General features: G+C 64.1%; 17 protein-coding genes and 1 pseudogene. 12 read left to right on the forward strand and 6 right to left on the reverse strand.

What is annotated here, in order from left to right:
- The first annotated feature begins 194 nt into the window (after positions 1-194).
- The 4 genes from ACQY4S_RS04750 (at position 195) to ACQY4S_RS04765 (ending at position 4537) form a co-directional block, all read left to right on the forward strand.
- Positions 195-1271, forward strand: coding sequence for a TauD/TfdA family dioxygenase (locus ACQY4S_RS04750; RefSeq protein WP_428484040.1), 1077 nt, complete (start codon positions 195-197; stop codon positions 1269-1271).
- A gap of 142 nt (positions 1272-1413) precedes the next feature.
- Positions 1414-1830, forward strand: coding sequence for a DUF4149 domain-containing protein (locus tag ACQY4S_RS04755; RefSeq protein WP_428484041.1), 417 nt, complete (start codon positions 1414-1416; stop codon positions 1828-1830).
- A 78-nt stretch (positions 1831-1908) separates the two neighbouring features.
- Positions 1909-2952 (forward strand): NAD(P)/FAD-dependent oxidoreductase, encoded by a 1044-nt coding sequence (locus ACQY4S_RS04760; RefSeq protein WP_428484042.1) that lies wholly within the window; start codon positions 1909-1911, stop codon positions 2950-2952.
- Between the two features lie 19 nt (positions 2953-2971).
- Complete coding sequence (locus ACQY4S_RS04765) at positions 2972-4537, forward strand: FAD-binding domain-containing protein (protein WP_428484043.1); 1566 nt, start codon at positions 2972-2974, stop codon at positions 4535-4537.
- 238 nt (positions 4538-4775) lie between these two features.
- Here ACQY4S_RS04765 and ACQY4S_RS04770 read toward each other — a convergent pair whose 3' ends face one another.
- Positions 4776-5675: an AAA family ATPase gene (locus ACQY4S_RS04770; RefSeq protein WP_428484044.1), complete on the reverse strand. Its 900-nt coding sequence runs from the start codon at positions 5673-5675 to the stop codon at positions 4776-4778.
- Complete coding sequence (locus ACQY4S_RS04775) at positions 5675-6457, reverse strand: SRPBCC family protein (RefSeq protein WP_428484045.1); 783 nt, start codon at positions 6455-6457, stop codon at positions 5675-5677. Before ACQY4S_RS04775 ends, ACQY4S_RS04770 begins: the two co-directional genes overlap by 1 nt.
- A gap of 620 nt (positions 6458-7077) precedes the next feature.
- On the opposite strand from ACQY4S_RS04775, the gene ACQY4S_RS04780 reads away from it, so the two are divergent.
- On the forward strand, positions 7078-8571 hold the full coding sequence (locus ACQY4S_RS04780; RefSeq protein ID WP_428484046.1) for a hypothetical protein: 1494 nt from the start codon (positions 7078-7080) through the stop codon (positions 8569-8571).
- A gap of 200 nt (positions 8572-8771) precedes the next feature.
- Here the strand turns inward: ACQY4S_RS04780 and ACQY4S_RS04785 are convergent, their stop codons facing one another.
- Positions 8772-9728 carry an acetamidase/formamidase family protein gene (locus tag ACQY4S_RS04785; RefSeq protein WP_428484047.1) on the reverse strand — a complete coding sequence of 319 codons (957 nt, stop codon included), beginning with the start codon at positions 9726-9728 and terminating at the stop codon, positions 8772-8774.
- A 580-nt stretch (positions 9729-10308) separates the two neighbouring features.
- On the opposite strand from ACQY4S_RS04785, the gene ACQY4S_RS04790 reads away from it, so the two are divergent.
- Positions 10309-11823, forward strand: a complete 1515-nt coding sequence (locus ACQY4S_RS04790; RefSeq protein ID WP_428484048.1) for a carbohydrate-binding domain-containing protein — start codon at positions 10309-10311, stop codon at positions 11821-11823.
- Positions 11824-12026: 203 nt separating this feature from the next.
- On the opposite strand, the pseudogene ACQY4S_RS04795 reads toward ACQY4S_RS04790, so the two are convergent.
- From ACQY4S_RS04795 to ahcY, 3 genes and pseudogenes are all read right to left on the reverse strand, one after another.
- A pseudogene (locus ACQY4S_RS04795) lies at positions 12027-12221 on the reverse strand (hypothetical protein); the annotation flags it as partial.
- A 224-nt stretch (positions 12222-12445) separates the two neighbouring features.
- Positions 12446-12706, reverse strand: coding sequence for a hypothetical protein (locus ACQY4S_RS04800; protein WP_428484049.1), 261 nt, complete (start codon positions 12704-12706; stop codon positions 12446-12448).
- A 131-nt stretch (positions 12707-12837) separates the two neighbouring features.
- Entirely contained in the window at positions 12838-14151 is a 1314-nt protein-coding gene (ahcY, locus tag ACQY4S_RS04805) for an adenosylhomocysteinase (RefSeq protein WP_428484050.1), read from the reverse strand.
- A gap of 219 nt (positions 14152-14370) precedes the next feature.
- Between ahcY and ACQY4S_RS04810 the strand changes: the two genes are divergently transcribed.
- The 6 genes from ACQY4S_RS04810 to ACQY4S_RS04835 all read left to right on the forward strand — a co-directional run bounded on the left by ACQY4S_RS04810 (position 14371) and on the right by ACQY4S_RS04835 (position 19707).
- The gene (locus ACQY4S_RS04810; RefSeq protein ID WP_428484051.1) at positions 14371-15606 is read left to right on the forward strand and encodes an ABC transporter substrate-binding protein; all 1236 of its coding nucleotides are present in this window, start codon (positions 14371-14373) and stop codon (positions 15604-15606) included.
- A 38-nt stretch (positions 15607-15644) separates the two neighbouring features.
- Positions 15645-16514: a branched-chain amino acid ABC transporter permease gene (locus ACQY4S_RS04815; protein WP_428484052.1), complete on the forward strand. Its 870-nt coding sequence runs from the start codon at positions 15645-15647 to the stop codon at positions 16512-16514.
- On the forward strand, positions 16511-17494 hold the full coding sequence (locus tag ACQY4S_RS04820) for a branched-chain amino acid ABC transporter permease (RefSeq protein WP_428484053.1): 984 nt from the start codon (positions 16511-16513) through the stop codon (positions 17492-17494). Before ACQY4S_RS04815 ends, ACQY4S_RS04820 begins: the two co-directional genes overlap by 4 nt.
- A complete protein-coding gene (locus tag ACQY4S_RS04825; protein WP_428484054.1) occupies positions 17491-18240 on the forward strand; it encodes an ABC transporter ATP-binding protein in 750 nt (249 codons plus the stop codon). The genes ACQY4S_RS04820 and ACQY4S_RS04825 overlap by 4 nt, the downstream gene beginning before the upstream one ends.
- The gene (locus tag ACQY4S_RS04830) at positions 18237-18971 is read left to right on the forward strand and encodes an ABC transporter ATP-binding protein (RefSeq protein ID WP_428484055.1); all 735 of its coding nucleotides are present in this window, start codon (positions 18237-18239) and stop codon (positions 18969-18971) included. Before ACQY4S_RS04825 ends, ACQY4S_RS04830 begins: the two co-directional genes overlap by 4 nt.
- Positions 18972-19044: 73 nt before the next feature.
- A complete protein-coding gene (locus tag ACQY4S_RS04835; protein ID WP_428484056.1) occupies positions 19045-19707 on the forward strand; it encodes a hypothetical protein in 663 nt (220 codons plus the stop codon).
- The last annotated feature ends 192 nt before the right edge of the window (positions 19708-19899 follow it).

Consider the following 19899-nt stretch of genomic DNA (forward strand, 5'->3'; position numbering starts at 1 on the left):
GCCGTTGCGTCCCAGGTGGCGGTTCGGCTCGCTGTTCCGTGACCATCCTGCATCATATCGATATTGCCACCAAACATCGGTTAGCCTGTGGTAACGTCATCGATTCCATACTCGCCAGCCCCCGGCCGATAGTTGACGCAAAGGAAATTTTGTTGGTCGCTGCCATCTACCGCACGTGCATCAGGAGGAAGCCGATGAAGGCGAACCACACGAACCAAAGAGCCGCCTGGACCGTGGAGACACTGCGGGCCGATCAGACCTGGATCTACGTCCTGGACGACCGTGCCCGCCGCGACCTCACCGGCGCGGTGCGTAGCGCCCACGACCCCGACAAGAGCCTGTTCGACTACCGGCCCGGCGACTTCGACCTGGGGTCCGCGTGGCCGGTGATCGCCGTCGCCCTGCGGGAGATCCGGGACGGCACCGGCTTCGCCGTTCTGCGCGGGCTGCCGCGAAACGATTTGACCGAATTGGAATTCGCCCTCCTCACCTGGGCCATCGGCCTGCACATCGGTGTTGCTCGGCCGCAAGGCGGGGCCAGCCAATACCTCGCCCCGGTGCGCAACGCCGGGACGGTCTACCGCACCGGCAAGGGGCGCGGCTATTCGTCCGACTCGGACTTGGATTTCCACACCGACAGCGCCGATATCGTGCTGCTGACCTGCTACAACGTGGCGAAGTCCGGCGGCATGAGCATGGTCTGCAGCTCGGTCACCGCATACCAGGTCATGCTGGCGGAGCGGCCCGATCTGGCGGAGCTGCTGCATCTGCCATACCATTTCAGCCGCCAGCAGGAGCAGGCGCCGGATGAGGCGCCGTTTTATCCCAACCCGATCTATGACCAGCGCGACGGCCTGCTGTTCAGCAAGTGGAACCGCAACCGCGTCCGCTCCGCTCAGCAGATCGAGGGTGTTCCGCCGCTGTCGGTGTCGCAGCAGGCGGCGCTGGACACGCTGGATACGATCCTTCGGCGGCCGTCGGTCATGTACGACATGTATCTGCGGCCCGGCGACATGCAGATCCTCAACAACCATGTCACGCTGCACGCCAGGACGGAGTTCGAGGACCATGACGATCCCGCGCTGAAGCGCTGCCTGTTTCGGCTTTGGCTGGCGCCCCCGGACAGCGTGGCGCTGCCGGAAAGCTGGCGTCCGGCTTATCGGGCAGTCGAACCTGGAAAGGTGCGCGGCGGGATCATCGGGCAAGCGCATGACCAGACGCGCCAGGCGTTCGAGATGCGGCAGGCAAGCGACATCGGGATGCGCTTGTAGCTGGCAGCCTGATCCCAGGGCCGACTGATCCCAGGGCCGACTGATCCCAAGGCCGCCCGACCAGCGTCCACGGCGCAGCGCCGGCTCTGGTAATCAGTGGATGAAACCTTGTGCAAGCCCAGGCGGTCGTTACCTATCTTGCATGTCTGACCTCATCGCGCTGTTCGCCCTCGCTCTGCTGCTTGGCGGCATGGTGTTCTTCGCGGCTGTGATCGCGCCGCTGGTGTTCACACGCCTGCCAGCGCCGCAAGCCGGCGGCTTCATCCGAGCCGTCTTCCCGTTCTATTACCTGTATGTGTTCCTCACCTCGGCGGTGGCGGCGCTGGCGCTGGCGCCGTTGCCGGCAGCAGTGGCCGTCGCACTTATCGCGGCGATGACCATCTGGTTGCGCCAGTGGTTGATGCCGCGCATCAATGTCTTCAGTGACGCCGCACAGGCAGGCGACCGCGCCGCGAAGCATCGCTTCGACCGCGCGCACCGTCTTTCCGTCGCCGTGAACCTCGCCCAGATGCTGATCGCGGGCGGCGTGCTCGTGCGGTTCACGTCCCATGGCGGCTAATGACTTCGGTCGGCTGGCGCCCGGTCGAGCCGCGGCTTCCGCACGCCACGCGCTTGTTGTTGTGTCAAGGGTCAGGTCATGAACACGCCGGTGCGTTCCGCCCTTGTTGTCGGCGCCGGCATTGCGGGACTCGCCTGCGCCGATGCGCTGGCACAGGCTGGCGTCTCCGTCACGCTGCTTGACAAGGGGCGTCGGCCAGGCGGCCGCGTGGCGACACGCCGCACGGACGGAGTATCGTTCAATCATGGTGCTCAATACGCCACCGCCCGCGGCTCGGACTTCAGCACCTTGCTGGCGGAGTTGCGGACTGACGGACGTGCGGCGCCTTGGGCCGCCGCCAGCAGGGACGGCCGCCGCATCGTGTTTCTTCCAGCCATGTCCGCCTTGCCGGCGGCGCTGGCGGAGCAGGCGGCGGCACGGGGCGTCACGCTGCTGACGGCGCGCCACGCCGCCTTCCTGCATCCCGCCGCGTCCGGCTGGGTCGTTCGTCATCTGCCCGCCGGCGACATACGGCCCGGTGCCACGTCTCCATCGGGCGGTGAATTATCGAACGGGCACGATGCCGTGCTGATCGCGCTGCCCTCGGGCCAGGCAGCCGCACTGCTGGCGACCGCGCCGCATCCCTTCGCCGAAGCCGCGGCGCGCGCCGTGATGGCGCCGTGCTGGGCGGTGATGGCGCGGTTTCCCGTGCCCGTTGCCGGCTCCGACGTGCTGCAACCCGAGGCCAGCCCGATCGCCTGGGCCGCGCGGGAGGGGTCACGCCCCGAGGGGCCATACCCTGCCGCGCGGAACAATCCGCCGCCTGGCGCTTCGGCCGAACCGGATGCCTGGACCCTGCATGCCACCGCTTCCTGGAGCCGCACCCATCTGGAAGACAGCGCGGAGCACGTGTGCCAGGAGCTGCTGGCCGCGTTCCAGGCCCTGACCGGTGCGTCCGCGGCAGACCTGGCGCAGGCCCATCGGTGGCGCCACGCCCTGGTCGAGACCGCCCTCGGCTTGCCTAGCCTGTGGGACCCGGTGGCCCGGATCGGCGCCTGTGGAGACTGGTGTCTGGGCGGCCGGGTCGAAGCCGCCTATGACAGCGGCCGCAGCCTTGCGCGTTCCGTCCTGGCCGCCCAATAGAACGCCACGGTACGAAGTCATGGTGCAGGTTGTCTGGTTCAAGCGCGACCTGCGAACCACCGATCATCGTCCCCTGGCCGAAGCCGCCGCTGCCGGTCCGGTGCTCCCGCTCTACGTCGCGGAGCCTGATTACTGGGCCCTACCCGACACTTCGCGGCGGCAGTGGCGCGCGATCCAGGAGGCGCTGGCGGCGCTTGCACAACGGCTCGACGACCTCGGCGCGCCATTGATCGTCCGGACCGGGACCGTCGTCGACTGCCTCGCGCGCATCCATCGCGCCATCGGCATCACGCGGCTTCTGTCGCATGAGGAAACCGGCAATGGCTGGACCTACGCGCGTGATCAGGCTGTGCGGCGGTTCTGCCGTTCAACCGGCATCCCGTTTGTCGAGTATCCTCAGTTCGGCGTTATCCGCCGGCTGCGGAACCGCGATGACTGGGGGCGGCTGCATGGCGACTTCCTCAACGCGCCGATTTTCGCCGAACCGGCCAGGCTGGTTCCGGCAACCACGGCGCCGCCGAACCGCATCCCGACCGCCGACGACCTCGGCCTTGCGCCGGACGGCTGCGAACAGCCGCAATCCGGCGCCCGCCAGCCGGCGTGGCACCTGCTCGAAAGCTTTCTAGCCGGCCGCGGCGCCACGTATCGTCGAGCGATGTCAAGCCCGCTCGGCGGCGCGCACGCGTGCTCGCGGTTATCCGTGCCGCTCGCCACCGGCGCCATCTCGATACGAGAGGTGCTGGCGCGTATCAACGCCGAACGGCGGGCTCTGGACGAACGGCCGCCGGAGGTCCGCGCGATCCCGCTGACCGCGATCGACAGCCTGGTCTCGCGGCTGCACTGGCACTGTCACTTTATCCAGAAGCTGGAGAGCGAGCCGGACCTGGAGTTCCGCTCACTGCATCCGGCGCATGAAAAAGCCCGCGCCGCCACCGCGAATGACAATGCCGTTCTGCAAGCCTGGGCTACCGGCCGCACCGGATTTCCGTTCATTGATGCCTGCATGCGCTCGCTGATCGCCACGGGCTGGCTTAACTTCCGCATGCGGGCGATGGTGCAGGCGTTCGCCAGCCACCAGCTTGGCCTCGACTGGCAAGTCTCCGGCACCTGTCTGGCGCGGTTGTTCACCGACTATGAACCTGGGATTCACTGGCCCCAGGTACAGATGCAGGCGGCCCAGACCGGCATCAACACGCCGCGGATGTACAGCCCGGTCAAGCAAGGCGCCGATCAGGATCCGGGCGGGATCTTCACCCGCCGCTGGGTGCCGGAGCTTGCCCGCCTCCCGCCCGCCCACCTGCAGACGCCCTGGACCATGGATGCCGGCATGCAGGATGCCGCGGGCTGCGCGATCGGCCGCGATTATCCACCGCCGATCGTTGATCCCGTCGTTGCGATCCGGCTCGCGCGTGAGCGGCTAAGCCACATTCGGCAGCAGCCCGGCTACCGCGAAGCGGCGGAGGCGGTGTACGCCCGGCACGGCAGTCGCAAGAGACGTATCGATGAAGACGACCCGCCAAAGCGGCAGGCGATCCGAGCTGAACGGAAAGCGCGTGCGGCAAGGCAGCTTGGTCTTGACCTGTGAAGCAACAAGCCAGGATTCATCCTACAAGGTTTTCGGCAGGACACCGGCGCGGATAGGCCAAGGCCGCCTGCGCCCGTCATGACGTTGAGAGCGCGCCGCATCGGGATGAATGACGCCTCTATCGAGAGGAGCGTCCAGCGCGTGATCGCCTGAGGCTGACGTAGTCAGAAGGCGTGAATCACGCGACGAAACAATGCGTTAAAGCGCGACTTCTGGGTCAACCTAAACCAATCACGCCTTAAAGCTCGGCCGCGACCTCCGTGACCAGCCGAGCCGCCTCCGCGCCGCGGACCTTGGCGATGTCGTCCTGGTATTTGAGCAGCACACCGAGCGTGTCTTCCACGTCGCCGGCGGTCAGTTCGGTCTTGTTCAGGTAGGTCAGCGCCTGCGCCCAGTCGATCGTCTCGGCCACGCCGGGCAGCTTGAACAGTTCCTCGCCACGCAGCCGTTGCACGAAAGCAATGACCTGAGCGGCCAGATGCGCCGGCACATCCGGCGCCTTGGCGTCCAGGATCGCCCGCTCCCGCTTGGCGTCGGGATAGTCCACCCAGTGATACAGGCAGCGGCGGCGGATCGCGTCGTGCACCTCGCGCGTGCGGTTGGAGGTCAGCACCACCACCGGCCGCGTCACCGCGCGCACCGTGCCGTACTCAGGCACGCTGATCTGGAAATCGGCCAGCAGTTCCAGCAGGAACGCCTCGAACGGTTCGTCGGCGCGGTCGAGCTCGTCGATCAGCAGCACCGCCGGTGGCAGGTCGGGATCGACGGCGGACAGCAACGGGCGCGCCTGCAGGAACTCCCGCGCATAGATGTCACGGGACAGTTCGTCGCGGTCGGTCTGCCCGGCGGCCTCGGCCATGCGGATCGCCATCAACTGGCGGGCGTGGTCCCACTCATAGACGGCGGCCGACAGGTCCATGCCGTCGTAGCATTGCAGCCGTACCAGCCGGCGGTTCAGCCCAGCGGCGAGGACCTTGGCGATCTCGGTCTTGCCGGTGCCGGGCTCGCCTTCCAGGAACAGCGGGCGTTGCATCGACAGCGCGAGGTGCACCGTGGTCGCCAGTTCCCGGTCGGCGATGTAGCCGTGCTCGGTGAGAAGCCTGGCGGTGTCGGCGACCGTCTGGGGCAAAGCCGCCACTACAGCATGCTTCCCAGCATCAGCAGCATCATGATGACGAAGACGCCGCCGCCGATCCAGGCCGCCAGCGGCATGCCGAAGGGCTCACGCGGAATGAGCGACCAGAGCGAGACGCCGCCGGCTGGCCGGGTGGCGGCCATGGCCGCCGCGACGGGTTCGGCCATGGTTTCCTCCCCGCCCAGTTCGGCGTCCGGCGCGTTCGCGTTCATCCGGTCCCCTGCGGGCTGCGGCGCTGTCACCGGCCCAGGTCGTGCCGCCGGCTGCGATACTGCCGCGCGTTCCGGCGCTGCCGCCGGCTGCGATACTGCCGCGAGATCCGGCGCTGCCGCGGGCTGCGGCGCCATCGCCTGCACCTGCTTGCTGAATTTGTCGAAGAAGGCATCCGCCATCTGCTTGGCGCTGGCATCGATCAGCCTGGCGCCAAGCTGGGCCAGCTTGCCGCCGACCTGGGCATTGACCTGATAACTCAGCAACGTGTCGGCGGCATCATCGGTCAGCGTTACCGCGGCGCCACCCTTGGCGAAACCGGCGACGCCGCCCTGTCCCTCGCCGCTGATGCGGTAGCTGTTCGGGGGGTCGATGTCCGACAGCAACACGTTGCCGGTGAAGCGGGCCGAGATCGGCCCAAGTTTGACGGCGGCGGTGGCTTTCATCTCTGTATCGGAGAGTTTTTCCAGCGTCTGACAGCCCGGAATGCTGGCTTTCAGCACCTCCGGGTCGTTCAACGCCCCCCACACAATCTGGCGCGGCGCCGGAATGCGCCGCTCACCCGTCATGTCCATTCAAGAACTACCCCATGTTGCGGGCCGGACGTTACGTGCAGCGCCGTGCGCATGCAACAGACCCGCCTGCGGGCACGTCCGGGTGAGCAATTGCCAGCCCGCTCCTGGGTTGGCAACAGATGCGACGGGTCGCCGTTCATGGCCTGCCTCTCTCCGTCACGCTATGACCGGGCATCAAAGCGGGAGAAGCTTGGCGTGCGGATAGCGAACGCGCGGCGCCAACGCCGTGGTGGCGGGTGATCCCGCGGAATGCATCGATCGGCGGCTTCACGAACAGCACGCTCGGTGGAGGGTCCGAAACATTCACGACCGGGTAGCGGCGTGCGGATCGGCAGCCACGCCAGAAGCCCGTTCGTGACTGATCACGCTGACCGGCGCGCCAGGAGGTCCTGTGCAGGTGCCCTGATCCTCTGAACTTGAAATCCATAACGCTTTCATCATTAGCAATTTTCCGGCATGCCTGGGAAAGTCCCGGCATACTACGAAATAACAGCGAGAAAGTGCTCCGTATGCCACCGATGCGTGTAGCCGATCGTTACGTGAAAGCTGACAGGTTCCGCCTTCCTTCTCTGTCGAGTCTTCAACCGGCACGTGATGCCTGGATCGACGGCCTCGTCGGCATGATCTGTATCATCCCGCTGCTGCTCACCGCACACCTGCCGCTGGTCGACCTGCCCGGCCATCTGGCGCGCCAATATGTCATCCGCGACTGGTCAAGCAGTCCCGACCTGCAGAGATTCTATTACATTCACTGGGCTCTCGTGCCGAATTTGGCGCTGGAAATATTTGTCCTTGTGGCGCGACAGGTTGTGTCCATCGACATGGCGGTCCGGGCCTTCTGCATCAGCACGATGCTGCTGCTTTTCCTCGGCACTCGTCTGGTGAACCGTGAGCTCGGCAGCGGACAGACAAGGATTTACCGGCTGGCGCCGCTGCTTTGCTATGGTGGCCCATTCCAGTACGGCTTCCTCAGCTACTGTTTTGGCGTCGGGCTGGCGCTGCTGTTTTTCGGCTTCTATTTGCGGCTTCGCAGCCAGCCGCTTGCACGCCTCGCCACTACTTTGGTTCCCCTCGGCGTCGCACTCCTGCTTTGCCATCTCGCCGCCTTCGGCCTGTTTGCCATTGCGATCGGTTGTTGCGAGCTGAACCATGGCTACATTGCCGCCGGAGGCGTCACGCGCCGTCTGCCGCGCGAATTGCTGAAGCGTCAGCTCCGGCCAGTATGCTGCCTGCTGCCGGTGTTCCTGATTTTCCTTGGGTTCAGCCCGCGGAACGGCGACGGCGCGGCGGACCATGCGATCTCGTTCAGCACTTTGCACGACAAGGCGCGGTCGTTTGCCTCCATCATGCTGTTCTCGAGCCCGAAGCTGGAGGTCACGCTGCTGGCTTTGGCCATGGCGGGATTGGCTGCCGCGCTGCTGAGCCGGACGATCCGCTTGCACGCAATCGCGGCAACCATCGTGGCAATGTTGCTGATCGTCTGGCTGTTGCTGCCCGCCACCGCATACGGCACGGCGTTGATCGATTATCGGCTGCCTTGGGCGATATCGTTCTTTCTGCTCGTCGGTCTGCTGCCGGGCTTGCGCCATCAGCGCCTGCTCGTTCCGTTCGGCCTGTATTTCGGCGCGCTAACGCTGGGCCGCATCGCCATGATCGCGACCTTCTGGCTAAGTTGGGAGCCGACCCTGACGGCACTCGACCATGCACTCAGCGGTTTGCCGGTGGGCGCTCGCCTGATGGTGGTCGAGGGGCGACTGCCCGGCGGCGGGTTTTTCCGCCAGCCGACGCTGACACGGTTCGCATCCTATGCCGTGGCACGCAGGCAAGCCTTCGACCCCGGCATCTTTGCCAACATGTCGGGGCAGATCCTGTTCTTCCAGCCACACTTCACGAAACTTTGGCAGCAGGACGCTCTCGGCGAAAGCCGCACCTCGCTGGACCGCCTTTCACCTGACTACAACTATGTCCTGGTCCTGGTTCCAGCCCTGGCCCACATCTCTCCCCGCCTGCCCCTGGTCTGCCAGACGAGCGGCCCCAACTTTGAGCTTCTCAAGGTTGTGGCATCAACTGCGCCGTTGCCTGGGGCTGACCGGCGGGGACGCTGTTCGGGATAGGCGGCGCGAGTCTCGGGTGACGTCCGCGGAATGCGGTTGGCACCGCCCAGGCGCCTGGCGCGGCGGTGTGCGGAACACCTTGTAGCCACGCCTAGTATCTGATCGCAGAGAGGCGTGAGACGCGTAGCGGCCACGTTTCGGCGCGTGAATCAGATACTTCAGGCCAATAGCGACGTATCGCGCTTCTCTGATGCGCGATACTAGAACAGCAGCCCTTTCTTCAGCAGCCCGTGCACGCCCTTCTCCCCGTTCACCGTCTGGGTGACATGGAAATCCACCGCCAGGGAGCAGAACTGGTAAGCCTCCTGGCGGGACAGGTTGGTTCGGCTGGTGATGAAGGCGATCATCTCGCGCAGGGCGGTCTTCATCGCCACGTCCAGGTCCTCGTTCATCCCCATCGAGATGTAGTGGCTGGCGCTTTCCCCACGTGGGTATTTCAGGATCGGATCGCGCACCCCGCCGCCCTTGTGCAGGGTCAGCGTGAAGCTGCCGGTCAGGCAGATCTCCAACGCGTTGATGCAGACCTCACCGTCACCCTGCACGCCATGGCCGTCGCCAGCCGAGAACAACCCGCCCGGCGCCCAGACCGGCAGGAACAGCGTCGAGCCGACGCCAAGTTCCTTGTTGTCCAGGTTGCCGCCATGCTCGCGCGGCTGGACCGTGGAAATCGGCCCATAAGCGGGCGGCGGAGCCACCCCCATCACGCCGAAGAACGGCGACAGTTTCAGCTCGGTGCCCCAGGGCAGCTTGCAGGTTTTCCGGTCCCGGTCCACCGGGATGTGCGACAGGTAGCGCTCGGGGAAGTCTTCCGGCAGCGTGCCGGCCAGCGGGCGGAAGCCGCAATACCCCCAGTCACAGCCGAGTTCGATGTCGTCGATATGGATCTCCAGCATATCGCCTGGTTCAGCGCCGCTGACGGCGACCGGGCCGGTGATCAGGTGGCCGGGCGCGCGCGGCAGGTTCGCGGCATGAATGGCGGCCAGCGCGGCCGGAATTTTCAGGCCAGAGTCGGGCGGCGGCATGACGTCCGGACCACCGGACACGCACTCCAGCACCAGCGTATCACCTGAATCGATGGTGATGAGCGGCGGAAACTTGGGGTCGAAGACACCCCAGCGCACGGTTTCCGGTGTCGAGGCAAGACGGTGCGTGGCCATCGAGGATTTCCTTATCGTCGGTCCCCTGATGCCACCACATCGGTAAAGGGGGCACAACCGGGGAAATATGGTCACGACGTCGATGCCAGCCGCCTTCATGGAGCATGGAAGCAAAAAACGCTGTCAGCTTGAGGTTGGCCCGTTCGCGCCGAACAGCAAGCTGTTCGGCCAAGCCTGTCGTGGCGGGTGCACGGAATGTCGATCATGTCGCGGTCGTACGGCGGCAGGCTTAGCGCAACCTAGAAACAATCCCGAGGAGTTTCGGGAACCGCGCCCGACGCCTTCCAGTCCTCCAACCCGGTTTGAGCATTGTAAAACCAGTCCCGTTTATTCAAAATTAACGTTGCGATATCGGACGTTAGCGTCTTTACTTCGAAATAATATATCGGCATCAAATTTTAATTGAATTCGATTTCGGATCGTACATAAGATATCTGGCAATCACGAAAATGGTAGCCTTAAATGTCGGGCGTCACTTCCATGAGCGGGTTCGCCGCTTTCACACGATTGGTGGATCACAGCCCGAAGCTCAGCTCTGGCAAAACGATTTAACCCAATAACTATGGAAAAGGAGTGACGTATGAGCACAGCCCCCGTTCCTGCCGCCGCAGTCGGTTACAATACACAAACCTTCGGGCCGGCGCTGACATTGGGACAAAACTGGTACCCAATGAACTTCTATGGCAACTATCCAGGCCGTTCTGGCACAACGCAAGATACTAATGGAAGCGTAACCATATCCGGCGCGGGCGGCGACAACGCCTATAACGCACAGATGACCACAGCCTCGGTCGGCAGCACGCCGACAACCTGGACCGGAGAAGCGTTTGGTGGCGGCGGTTATTTCCAAGCCACGCTATCATTCACCGGCGCGCCTTCCACGTCCGGGGGCTGGCCTTCATTTTGGGCCAACACCATCGAAGGTATGGCTCAATATGCCAATGGCAACACGATTGAAGTTGACGCCATGGAGTATGATACCCAATGGGCGGGATTGTCGTATGGCAGCAACATGCATGATTGGTATGCGGGCGGCAATGGCCCTCAGATTCCAGCCCAGAACGCCCCCATAACGCTTCCGGCCGGAACCAACCTCGCGCAACCGCACACCTATGGCATGCTGTGGATCCCCGCCACCGCCACGGCGCAAGGCACCATGGAGTGGTTTTTCGACGGCCAGCAGGTCGGCACCGCCGATCACTGGAATCAGTATAATCCGGCGCAGTCAGCAACGGCTAATCCGTTTAGCCTGCTGGACGTGTCACATCTGGCGCTGATACTTGGCACCGGGCCAAATAATCCGATGACCGTTTCAAACGTGTCGGTTTGGCAGAAGTCGACCGCGGGTGATCTCTTTCAGGGCGTCCCCACTCCCACTCCCACTCCCACTCCCACTCCCACTCCCACTCCTACTCCCACCTCCGATACGCTTACACTTCGCATGTCGGAAGATGCTTACGCGGGCGATGCGCAATTCATTGTATCGGTGAACGGCCAGCAGACCGGTGGCACAATGACGGCTTCCGCGCTGCATGCGACCGGCGACAGCGATGTCTTCGCGCTGACGGGTAACTGGGGTGCGAACGCGAGCGTTAAGATACAGTTTCTAAACGATCTCTATAGCCCTGGGGTTGGCGATCGTAATCTGTATGCGGACTCCATCAGCTATGATGGAAGCACCTATGCCGGTGCCGCACTGTATTCCAATGGCACGGCGATGCTCCAGACGGGCGGCGCCCCCACGTCAGCCGTTCCAGCCGATGTCTTGACGGTGCATTTGTCCGAGGATGCCTACCAGGGCAATGCCGACTTCCAACTGACTGTCGACAACAAGCAGATTACCACGCCGCAGGCAATTGTCGCATCCCACAGCGCGGGCTCATGGGAAGATCTCACGTTCGCCGGCAACTTTGGCACGGGCACGCACAAGATCGCGATAACATTCACCAACGACGCTTACGGTGGAACATCAAGCACTGACCGAAATCTTTACGTGAACGGCATCGACGTCAACGGGACGCACTTCGGCAGCGGCGTGTCATCGCTACTGACAACAGGCGCCACCGCTACTTACGCCGTCGCTACCGCACATTGAAGCGTCATCGCCTGAGGCTGATCCGCCGGAAGGCGTAAATCACGCGATCAGACAAAGGATTAGACCATGATCAGACATCCGCTATGAGGCAACCTCAAACGATCATGGTCTAACTCGACTTTGGCCGTACCGGCTGAGTGGCATGTAACTCGGATGAGCCCGTCGCGAAGGGCGTGGTGAATTTTTGGCTCTGTTCTCAATTGCTATGCGTGACATCCGAGCGCGGCGTCGAGACATGCGCGAGGCGATGGATCCGCGTGGATGCCTGCGAGATAAAATCATTCGAGGTAGCTGGCGAGGTAGCTGGCAAGGCATTTGGTGGCAATGCCCCGGTGGCGGCGAAGCAGATCCTTGACTCGCTCATGACGGCTGTTGACGGTTTGGCTGCGCCGCGCGCCCATGCGGCCGCACAGGTCGTTTGCCCAAAGTGTGACCAGCGCCCGGTTCGGCAGCCAGCGCACGAGCGGAACATTATCGCCCGCTCGATGAGCGGCAATCCTTCCAGCCAAAGAACACCGGCTATGCCGGCGGAAGCTCCGTCAGCGCCGCCCAAACCCGGCGGGCGAACGGCGCGGGGCGAGGCGCCTGACGCCGATCCGACGCAGGAATCACGGCGCGCGGGTCATGACAGGCGAAGCGATTTCAGGCGGGCCTTCAACTCGGCATCGATTTCAGCCGCCAGAGCCGGATTGGCGCGCCGGATCTGGCTGGCCCTTAAGGTGGTGCCCAGATGCGACGAAGGCCGGATCTCCCAGGCCTCCAGGAACAACAGGTCGTCCGCCACCCTGGAATCCTTCACCCCCGCCAAGGCCCTGCGCACCGCATCCGTGTAAGGTGGTTGCGGCGGCCGTGTCACCGTCAGCATCACGCGATCCCCGTTCAAGCCCGCATCGTTCCGGCCAATCCAGCGACCGCCGGAATGGCCTTATGAGCGACACGGGCTTCAAATAGGAAGCATAATCATGCGCCGCCAGCGCGCCGTTGTGACAAGCCGGTGAATGCGCGCGGGACGCTCTAGTAGCGGTAGAGGTCGTGCTTGTAAGGTCCTTGTTCGGCAACACCAAGATACTCGGCCTGCTTGCTTGACAACGCGGTGAGCTTGGCGCCCACCTTGGCCAGGTGCAGCGCAGCGACCTTCTCATCCAGGTGCTTCGGCAGGGTATAGACGGTGCGCTGGTATTTGCCGGCCGGCGCGGTGAACAGTTCGATCTGCGCCAGCACCTGGTTGCTGAAGCTGGCGCTCATCACGAAGCTGGGGTGGCCGGTGGCGTTGCCCAGGTTCACCAGGCGGCCTTCGGACAGCACGATCAGCCGCTTGCCGTCGGGGAACACGACCTCGTCGACCTGCGGCTTGACGTTGTCCCACTTGTAGTTGCGCAGGGCGTCGATCTGGATTTCCGAATCGAAGTGACCGATGTTGCAGACCACAGCGCGATGCTTCATCGCCCGCATGTGCTCGATCGTGATCACGTCTATGTTACCAGTGGCGGTGACGAAGATATCGCCCAACGGCGCGGCATCGTCCATCGTGACAACCTGGTAACCTTCCATCGCGGCCTGCAGCGCGCAGATCGGATCGACCTCGGTTACCATGACGCGGCAGCCGGCGTTGCGCAGCGACGCGGATGATCCCTTGCCGACATCGCCAAAGCCGTTCACCACGGCGACCTTGCCCGCCATCATCACGTCGGTGCCGCGGCGGATGCCGTCCACCAGCGACTCGCGGCAGCCATAGAGGTTATCGAACTTCGACTTGGTGACGCTGTCGTTGACATTGATGGCCGGCGTCAGCAGCGTGCCGGCCTTCGCCATGTCCCACAGGCGGTGCACGCCGGTGGTGGTTTCCTCTGAGATGCCGCGCACATCGGTCAGCATCTCAGGGTACTTCTGGTGCATCAGCAGGCTCAGGTCGCCGCCGTCATCCAGGATCATGTTGGGTGTCCAGGCGTCACCGGTCGCTGCGGCGGGACCGCGCACGGTTTGCTCGATGCACCACCAGAATTCTTCCTCGTTCAGCCCCTTCCAGGCGAACACCGGAATCCCCGCGGCGGCGACCGCGGCGGCGGCGTGGTCCTGCGTCGAGAAGATGTTACACGATGACCAGCGCACCGTGGCGCCGAGCGCGGTCAGCGTTTCGATCAGCACGGCGGTCTGGATCGTCATGTGCAGGCAACCGGCGATGCGGGCGCCTTTTAGCGGCTGCGATGGGCCGTACTCGGCGCGGATCGCCATCAGCCCGGGCATCTCGTCCTCGGCCATGCTGATTTCCTTGCGGCCCCATTCGGCGAGGGAAAGGTCCTTGACCCTGAAATCCTGGATCGTCGTCATGATGTCGGCTCCTGCTGCGCGGCCGGGCTATATAAAGCTATCTGCATGTTTGCAAGTGCGTTCGGGATGACCGCGCCCGAGGCGTCTCATCCAGGGCGCGCGGTCGTGATTCGCGACGACGCCGCATCCGGAATATACCCCTCGACGCCGCCACCGCGAGCGGCTACGCTCCAAAATGCAAGAACATTACCAAATATAAACCTTTCGGGAAACGACAAGATGACATCACCGACCATCCGCCGGCGTGGCCTGCTGCAGTCGACACTCGTCCTCGGCGTCCTCGGCGCCCCACCGATCATCGCCGCCCGCGGCGAGACCTCGGTCAAGATCGGCATGGTCGATCCGCTGACCGGCATCCTCTCCGCCCTCGCCGCCAGCGAGGTCGAGGGCGCGAAATACGCCGTTGCCAGAATCAACAAGAAGAACGGCATCCTCGGCCGCCAGGTGGAGCTTTTGGTGGAAGATTCCGCCAACGACGTCGGCACCGGCGTGCAGAAGACCCACAAGCTGATCGAGCGCGACAAGGTCGATGTCATCTTCGGCGACGTGAACTCCGGCATCGCCTACGCGATGTCGCAGGTGACCAACGAAGCTAAGGTCTTCCAGATCGTGCCGGGCGGCCACACCGACCCGATTACCGGGACGGACTGCAAGTGGAACGTCTTTCGCATTTGCAACACCACATCGATGGATGCCACCGCCGTCACCGGGGAACTGGTGAAGCGCTTCGGCAAGAAGTTCTTCTTCATCACGCCGGACTACGCCTACGGCCACACCCTGCAGGATAGCTTCATCAAACATCTGAAGGCGCTCGGCGGCACCTACCAGGCTGAGATGCTGCCGATCAACACGTCGGACTTCTCCGCGTCACTGATCAAGGCCAAGGCCTTCAAGCCCAACGTGCTGCTTAACAACATGGGCGGCCTGGCGCAGATTAACTGCATGAAGCAGTTCACCCAGTTCGGCATGCAGAACGAGATGCACCTGGGCGGCGCCTTGTTCGAGCTTGAAACCATCAAGGCGGTGCCAAAGGAAGCCCAGTCCGGCACCTGGGCCATGGAGTGGTGGTGGGATCAGCCGAACGTGCCAGAGGCGGTGGCGTTCGTCGCCGACTTCCGCAAGGCAACCGGCAAGACGCCCTCCGCGCGTCACTGGTTCGGTATGGTCGCCGTGGAATCCGTCCGCCTGGCCGCCGAGAAGGCCAAATCCCTGGACGGCCTGAAGATGTCGCGGGCGATGGAAGGCCTGGCGCTGCCGCCCGACATCGCCGCACAGCCCGGCACCATCGCCTACCGCGCCGGCGACCATCAGTTGATGTCCAACATCTTCGTCGGCGACGTGCATCCGCCGACCAGCAATCCGGACAACGTGGTGACCGTTACCAACGTCGTCCCAGGCGAGCACGCCGCCGGCCCGGTCGCCGACACCGGCTGCAAGATGGTCTATCCGTCCTGACGCAAGTGCCCTGAACCCCGACCTCTGAAGGGCGGCCGATGCTGCAACTCGTTCTGTTCAACGTCACGAACGGTCTCATCATCGGCGCGTTCTACGTGCTGATGGCGTTGGGCCTGTCGCTCATCCTCAACCTGTCCAACGTCATCAACTTCGCGCACGGCAACTTCCTCGCACTGGGCGGCTACATCGCCTTCGTGCTGACGCCGTACATCGGCTTCTGGGGGGCGCTGCTGGTGGCCCCGATCCTGACCGGCGTGTTCGGCTTTATTATTGAACGGCTGATGATCCGCCGCGTCTACGCCCGCGACCCGGTCTACAGCCTGCTGCTGACCTTCGGCCTGGCGTTCATCCTGCAAGATGCCTGCCGCTATATCTGGGGGCCGAACGGCCTGCCGATGACCATCCCCGACGTCCTCGCCGCGCCGCTGTCGGCCGATCTGTTCTTTATTACCTGGTACCGCATCTTCATGGTGGCGATCGTCATCGCCGCGGTGGCAGGCCTATTCGCCTTCCTGCGCTACACCCGCGTGGGTGTCCGCATCCGCGCCGGCACGCTCGACCTCGACACCGTCGCCGCCCTGGGTGTCAACGTCGGCATGCTGCGATCCTTCAACTTCGCCGTCGGCTCCCTGCTGGCGGGTGTCGCCGGCGTGCTCGCGGCCGGTCAGCTTGGGCTCAACCCGAACATGGGCGACGACCTGCTGATGCCCAGCTTCATCGCCATCATTGTCGGTGGCGTCGGCAGCCTGACCGGCACCCTGGTCGGCGGCCTGCTGATCGGCGTCGCCGCCGCCCTCACCACCGTCTTCTGGCCCGCCGCGAGCGAGGCCGTGATCTACGTCATCATGCTCGTCGTCCTGGTCCTGCGACCGCGCGGCCTGATGGGCGAGGAAGGGATGCTGACATGAGTGCCACCACCGCCATCCGAGCCGCCCCCGCCGCGGCGGCGCGACCGTGGCTGAGTGCGGTCATCGTCTGGGCGTTGCTGCTGACCGTCCCGCTCTGGCTGCCCCTCCTCGGCGGCTACACCGCCCTGGCCGGCCGTGTCCTGGTGCTCGGCCTTGCCGCGATGTCGTTCAACATCCTGCTGGGCTTCACCGGCGTCATGAGCTTTGGCCATGCCGCCTATTTCGGCCTGGGTGCCTACGGCGCCGGCCTGACCTTGAAATACCTTGCCGCCAGCACGCCCCTGGCGATGCTGGCAGGCGTACTGCTGGGCGGTCTCGCCGGCACCCTGTTCGGCCTGCTGATCGTCCGCCGCCGCGGCGTCTACTTCGCCATGGTCACCGTCGCCTTCGGCCAGATCGCCTTCTACGTCGCCTATAGCTGGAACAGCCTGACCGGCGGCTACGACGGATTGCGCGGCTTTTCCCGCGCGCCGCTGCACCTGGGCTTCGCCACCATCGACATCGCCAACAGCGACCTCGCCTTCTACTATTTCCTGCTCGCGGTGTTCGCTGTCGCCACCGCGCTGCAAGGCCTGCTGCTCGCCTCGCCCTTCGGCCGCACCCTGCTGGCGATCCGCGAGAACGAACGCCGCGCCCGCTTCCTCGGCATCCCGATCGAGCGGCATATCTGGATGTCCTTCTCGATCTCCTGCGCCTTTACCGCCCTGGCCGGCGCGCTGTATGCCCTGCTGAACAACTTCGCCGACCCGATGGGGCTGCATTACACCCTGTCCGGGGAAATCGTGATCATGGCCGTGATGGGCGGCATGCGCGCCTTCTGGGGCCCGCTGGTCGGCGCGGCGGTCTTCGTCGTGGTGCAGGACTACATCTCCTCGATGACCGTCAACTGGATGTCGTTCGTCGGCCTGATCTTCGTCCTGGTCGTGCTGTTCTTTCCCCGCGGCATCCTCGGCATGCTGCAATTCAGGGGCGGCCGATGACCATGCTGGACGTTCGCCACGTCACCAAGCGGTTTGGCAGCCTGGTCGCCGTCAGCGGTGTCTCGATGCAGGTGGCGGCCGGGGAACTGCGCGCCATCATCGGTCCCAACGGCGCTGGCAAGACGACGTTCTTTAACATGATCTCCGGCTTCTTTGCCCCGACCTCCGGCGACATCGTCTTCGACGGCGACATCGTCACTAGGCTGGCTGTGGCCAAACGGGTCGCCCGGGGCATGGCGCGCACCTTCCAGATCACCGAGGTTTTTCCGGAACTGACGGTTCGCGACAACATCCGCATCGGCGTGGAAAGCGCCCAGGGCTTCCGCCAGCGCTTCTGGCTCGGTGCCAGCCACAGCGCCGCCGTCAACCGCGGGATCGACGAGGCGCTGACCCAGTCCGGACTGACCGGCAAGGCGGATCGCCGCGTCGGCGAACTGTCTCACGGCGACCAGCGCGCCGCCGAGATCGCCACCGCGCTGACCCTGAAACCCCGGCTGCTGCTGTTGGATGAACCCACCGCCGGCATGGGCGAGCACGAAACCTACGCCGTCGCCAATCTGATCCGCCGCCTGCACCGGAACCACGCCTACACCATCGTGCTGATCGAGCACGACATGCGCGTGGTGTTCAACCTGGCCGACAAGATCACCGTGCTGGGCGAAGGCAAGATGCTGGCTGAAGGCACTCCCGCCGAAATCGCCGGCAACCCGATCGTGCAGGAAGCCTATTTGGGGAAAGCCGAATGAGCGCGCTGACGGCCGAGGGGCTGAACACCTATTACGGCAAGAGCCATATCCTGCACGATGTTGGCCTGAGCGTCGCGGAAGGCCGCATCACCACGTTGCTTGGCCGCAACGGCGCCGGCAAGACCACGACGTTGCGCAGCCTGGTGGGCCTGACGCCACCCCGGTCCGGCAGCGTGTCCTTGTTCGGACAGACCATCTCCGGCCTGCCGCCCTACCGCATCGCCGCCGCCGGCGTCGGCTACGTGCCGGAAGGCCGCCGCGTCTTCGCCAACCTGACGGTCGACGACAACCTGCGCGTACCGATCGAGCGTCCCGGGCCCTACACGATCGAGCGCGTGTATCAGTTGTTTCCTCGGCTCGCCGAACGCGCCGGCAACCTCGGGCGGCAGTTGTCGGGCGGCGAGCAGGAGATGCTGGCGATCGGTCGCGCGCTGCTGTTGAACCCGCGGCTGCTGATCCTGGATGAACCCTCGCAAGGCCTGGCGCCGCTTATCGTCAAGGAGGTGTTCCGGATCGTCGAACATATGCGCACCGAAGGGATTTCCGTTCTGCTGGTTGAACAGAATGTGCGCATGAGCCTGGACATCGCCGACGACGCCTATGTGCTGGAAAACGGCCAGATGGTCTATCACGGACCGGCCGCGGAACTGCGCGCGGACGAAAGCCGCATCCAGGCGCTGGCGGGGGCCTCGGCGGAGGAATGGAAGCTGGAGGATCTGTTGCCGGTTTGAGACTGACGGCAGTCGTTGTCCTACCAGCCGCCGAAGGCTTTGATACCGTGCCGCGCGGTGGTCAAAGGACACGATGGCAGAACACTTAGACACAGTCGCAGACTTGCGCACGTGGGTTGACAGGCTGCGGGCCAACCTCCCACAATCTGTTGATGCCGCAGCCTTGGGCGTCAAGTCGAAGGCTCCCTTTCAAGTACTTTGCACGCGGGAAGCCCTGATCTGGCGCACCGAGGAATTGGCGCGCACTGCTTGCAACGCCTTGGAGCGCGACGACTTCGCCGCCGCTGCGATCCTGACGCGCGCCGTCACCGAAAACGCCGCGCTGGCATGGAAGCTCATGGACGTGCTTGATGCACGCAGCAAATATCCTCCGCAGCAATTGAATGACCTCCTTATGCGCCTGCTGGCCGGTTCAGGAAAATGGCCGGAAGCGCCGAAGCCGGTTCACATCCTCGACTGCTTAAGGAAAATGGATAAGAAGATTCCGGGTGTTCTGTCGAGCTATGACAGCCTGAGCGAGGTTGCTCATCCCAATTGGTGGGGCGTTGCAGGGCTTTATGCCAAGAACGACGAACCCAGTTTTACCACCTACTTTGGGCGCGGCCTGCGCGGTGCAGATAGCGCACGCGGCATGATTACAAGCGCAATGCTCGGTTCGCTTGACGCGTTCGAGTATGCCTACAACCGGATATCTGACCTAATGCCTGCTTTCCTCGCGGAGCTGGAAAGCATCTGATCGGCCGTTGCGGCCAAGCCAATCGCTACGAAGTTCTGAATGTACAGTGACAATTAGCGCCCGAAAAGGCAATGCGTCCATGCGTAACGTAAGAATACTGCTTTTAGCGATTCTGATCGGCGGCGGTCTTTCTTTATCGGCAGCTCTCGCTGAGTGTCGGGGTTACACCGGTCCCGGAGGGGCTTGCTACAC

The organism is Rhodopila sp., from assembly GCF_965276935.1.
GTDB lineage: Bacteria > Pseudomonadota > Alphaproteobacteria > Acetobacterales > Acetobacteraceae > Rhodopila.

Excerpts from the sequence above, each read along its gene's own strand:
- ACQY4S_RS04750 (WP_428484040.1), top strand. The coding sequence starts at position 195 with ATGAAGGCGAACCACACGAACCAAAGAGCCGCCTGGACCGTGGAGACA.
- ACQY4S_RS04755 (WP_428484041.1), top strand. The coding sequence starts at position 1,414 with ATGTCTGACCTCATCGCGCTGTTCGCCCTCGCTCTGCTGCTTGGCGGC.
- ACQY4S_RS04760 (WP_428484042.1), top strand. The coding sequence starts at position 1,909 with ATGAACACGCCGGTGCGTTCCGCCCTTGTTGTCGGCGCCGGCATTGCG.
- ACQY4S_RS04765 (WP_428484043.1), top strand. The coding sequence starts at position 2,972 with ATGGTGCAGGTTGTCTGGTTCAAGCGCGACCTGCGAACCACCGATCAT.
- ACQY4S_RS04775 (WP_428484045.1), bottom strand. The coding sequence starts at position 6,457 with ATGGACATGACGGGTGAGCGGCGCATTCCGGCGCCGCGCCAGATTGTG.
- ACQY4S_RS04780 (WP_428484046.1), top strand. The coding sequence starts at position 7,078 with ATGATCTGTATCATCCCGCTGCTGCTCACCGCACACCTGCCGCTGGTC.
- ACQY4S_RS04785 (WP_428484047.1), bottom strand. The coding sequence starts at position 9,728 with ATGGCCACGCACCGTCTTGCCTCGACACCGGAAACCGTGCGCTGGGGT.
- ACQY4S_RS04790 (WP_428484048.1), top strand. The coding sequence starts at position 10,309 with ATGAGCACAGCCCCCGTTCCTGCCGCCGCAGTCGGTTACAATACACAA.
- ahcY (WP_428484050.1), bottom strand. The coding sequence starts at position 14,151 with ATGACGACGATCCAGGATTTCAGGGTCAAGGACCTTTCCCTCGCCGAA.
- ACQY4S_RS04810 (WP_428484051.1), top strand. The coding sequence starts at position 14,371 with ATGACATCACCGACCATCCGCCGGCGTGGCCTGCTGCAGTCGACACTC.
- ACQY4S_RS04815 (WP_428484052.1), top strand. The coding sequence starts at position 15,645 with ATGCTGCAACTCGTTCTGTTCAACGTCACGAACGGTCTCATCATCGGC.
- ACQY4S_RS04820 (WP_428484053.1), top strand. The coding sequence starts at position 16,511 with ATGAGTGCCACCACCGCCATCCGAGCCGCCCCCGCCGCGGCGGCGCGA.
- ACQY4S_RS04825 (WP_428484054.1), top strand. The coding sequence starts at position 17,491 with ATGACCATGCTGGACGTTCGCCACGTCACCAAGCGGTTTGGCAGCCTG.
- ACQY4S_RS04830 (WP_428484055.1), top strand. The coding sequence starts at position 18,237 with ATGAGCGCGCTGACGGCCGAGGGGCTGAACACCTATTACGGCAAGAGC.
- ACQY4S_RS04835 (WP_428484056.1), top strand. The coding sequence starts at position 19,045 with ATGGCAGAACACTTAGACACAGTCGCAGACTTGCGCACGTGGGTTGAC.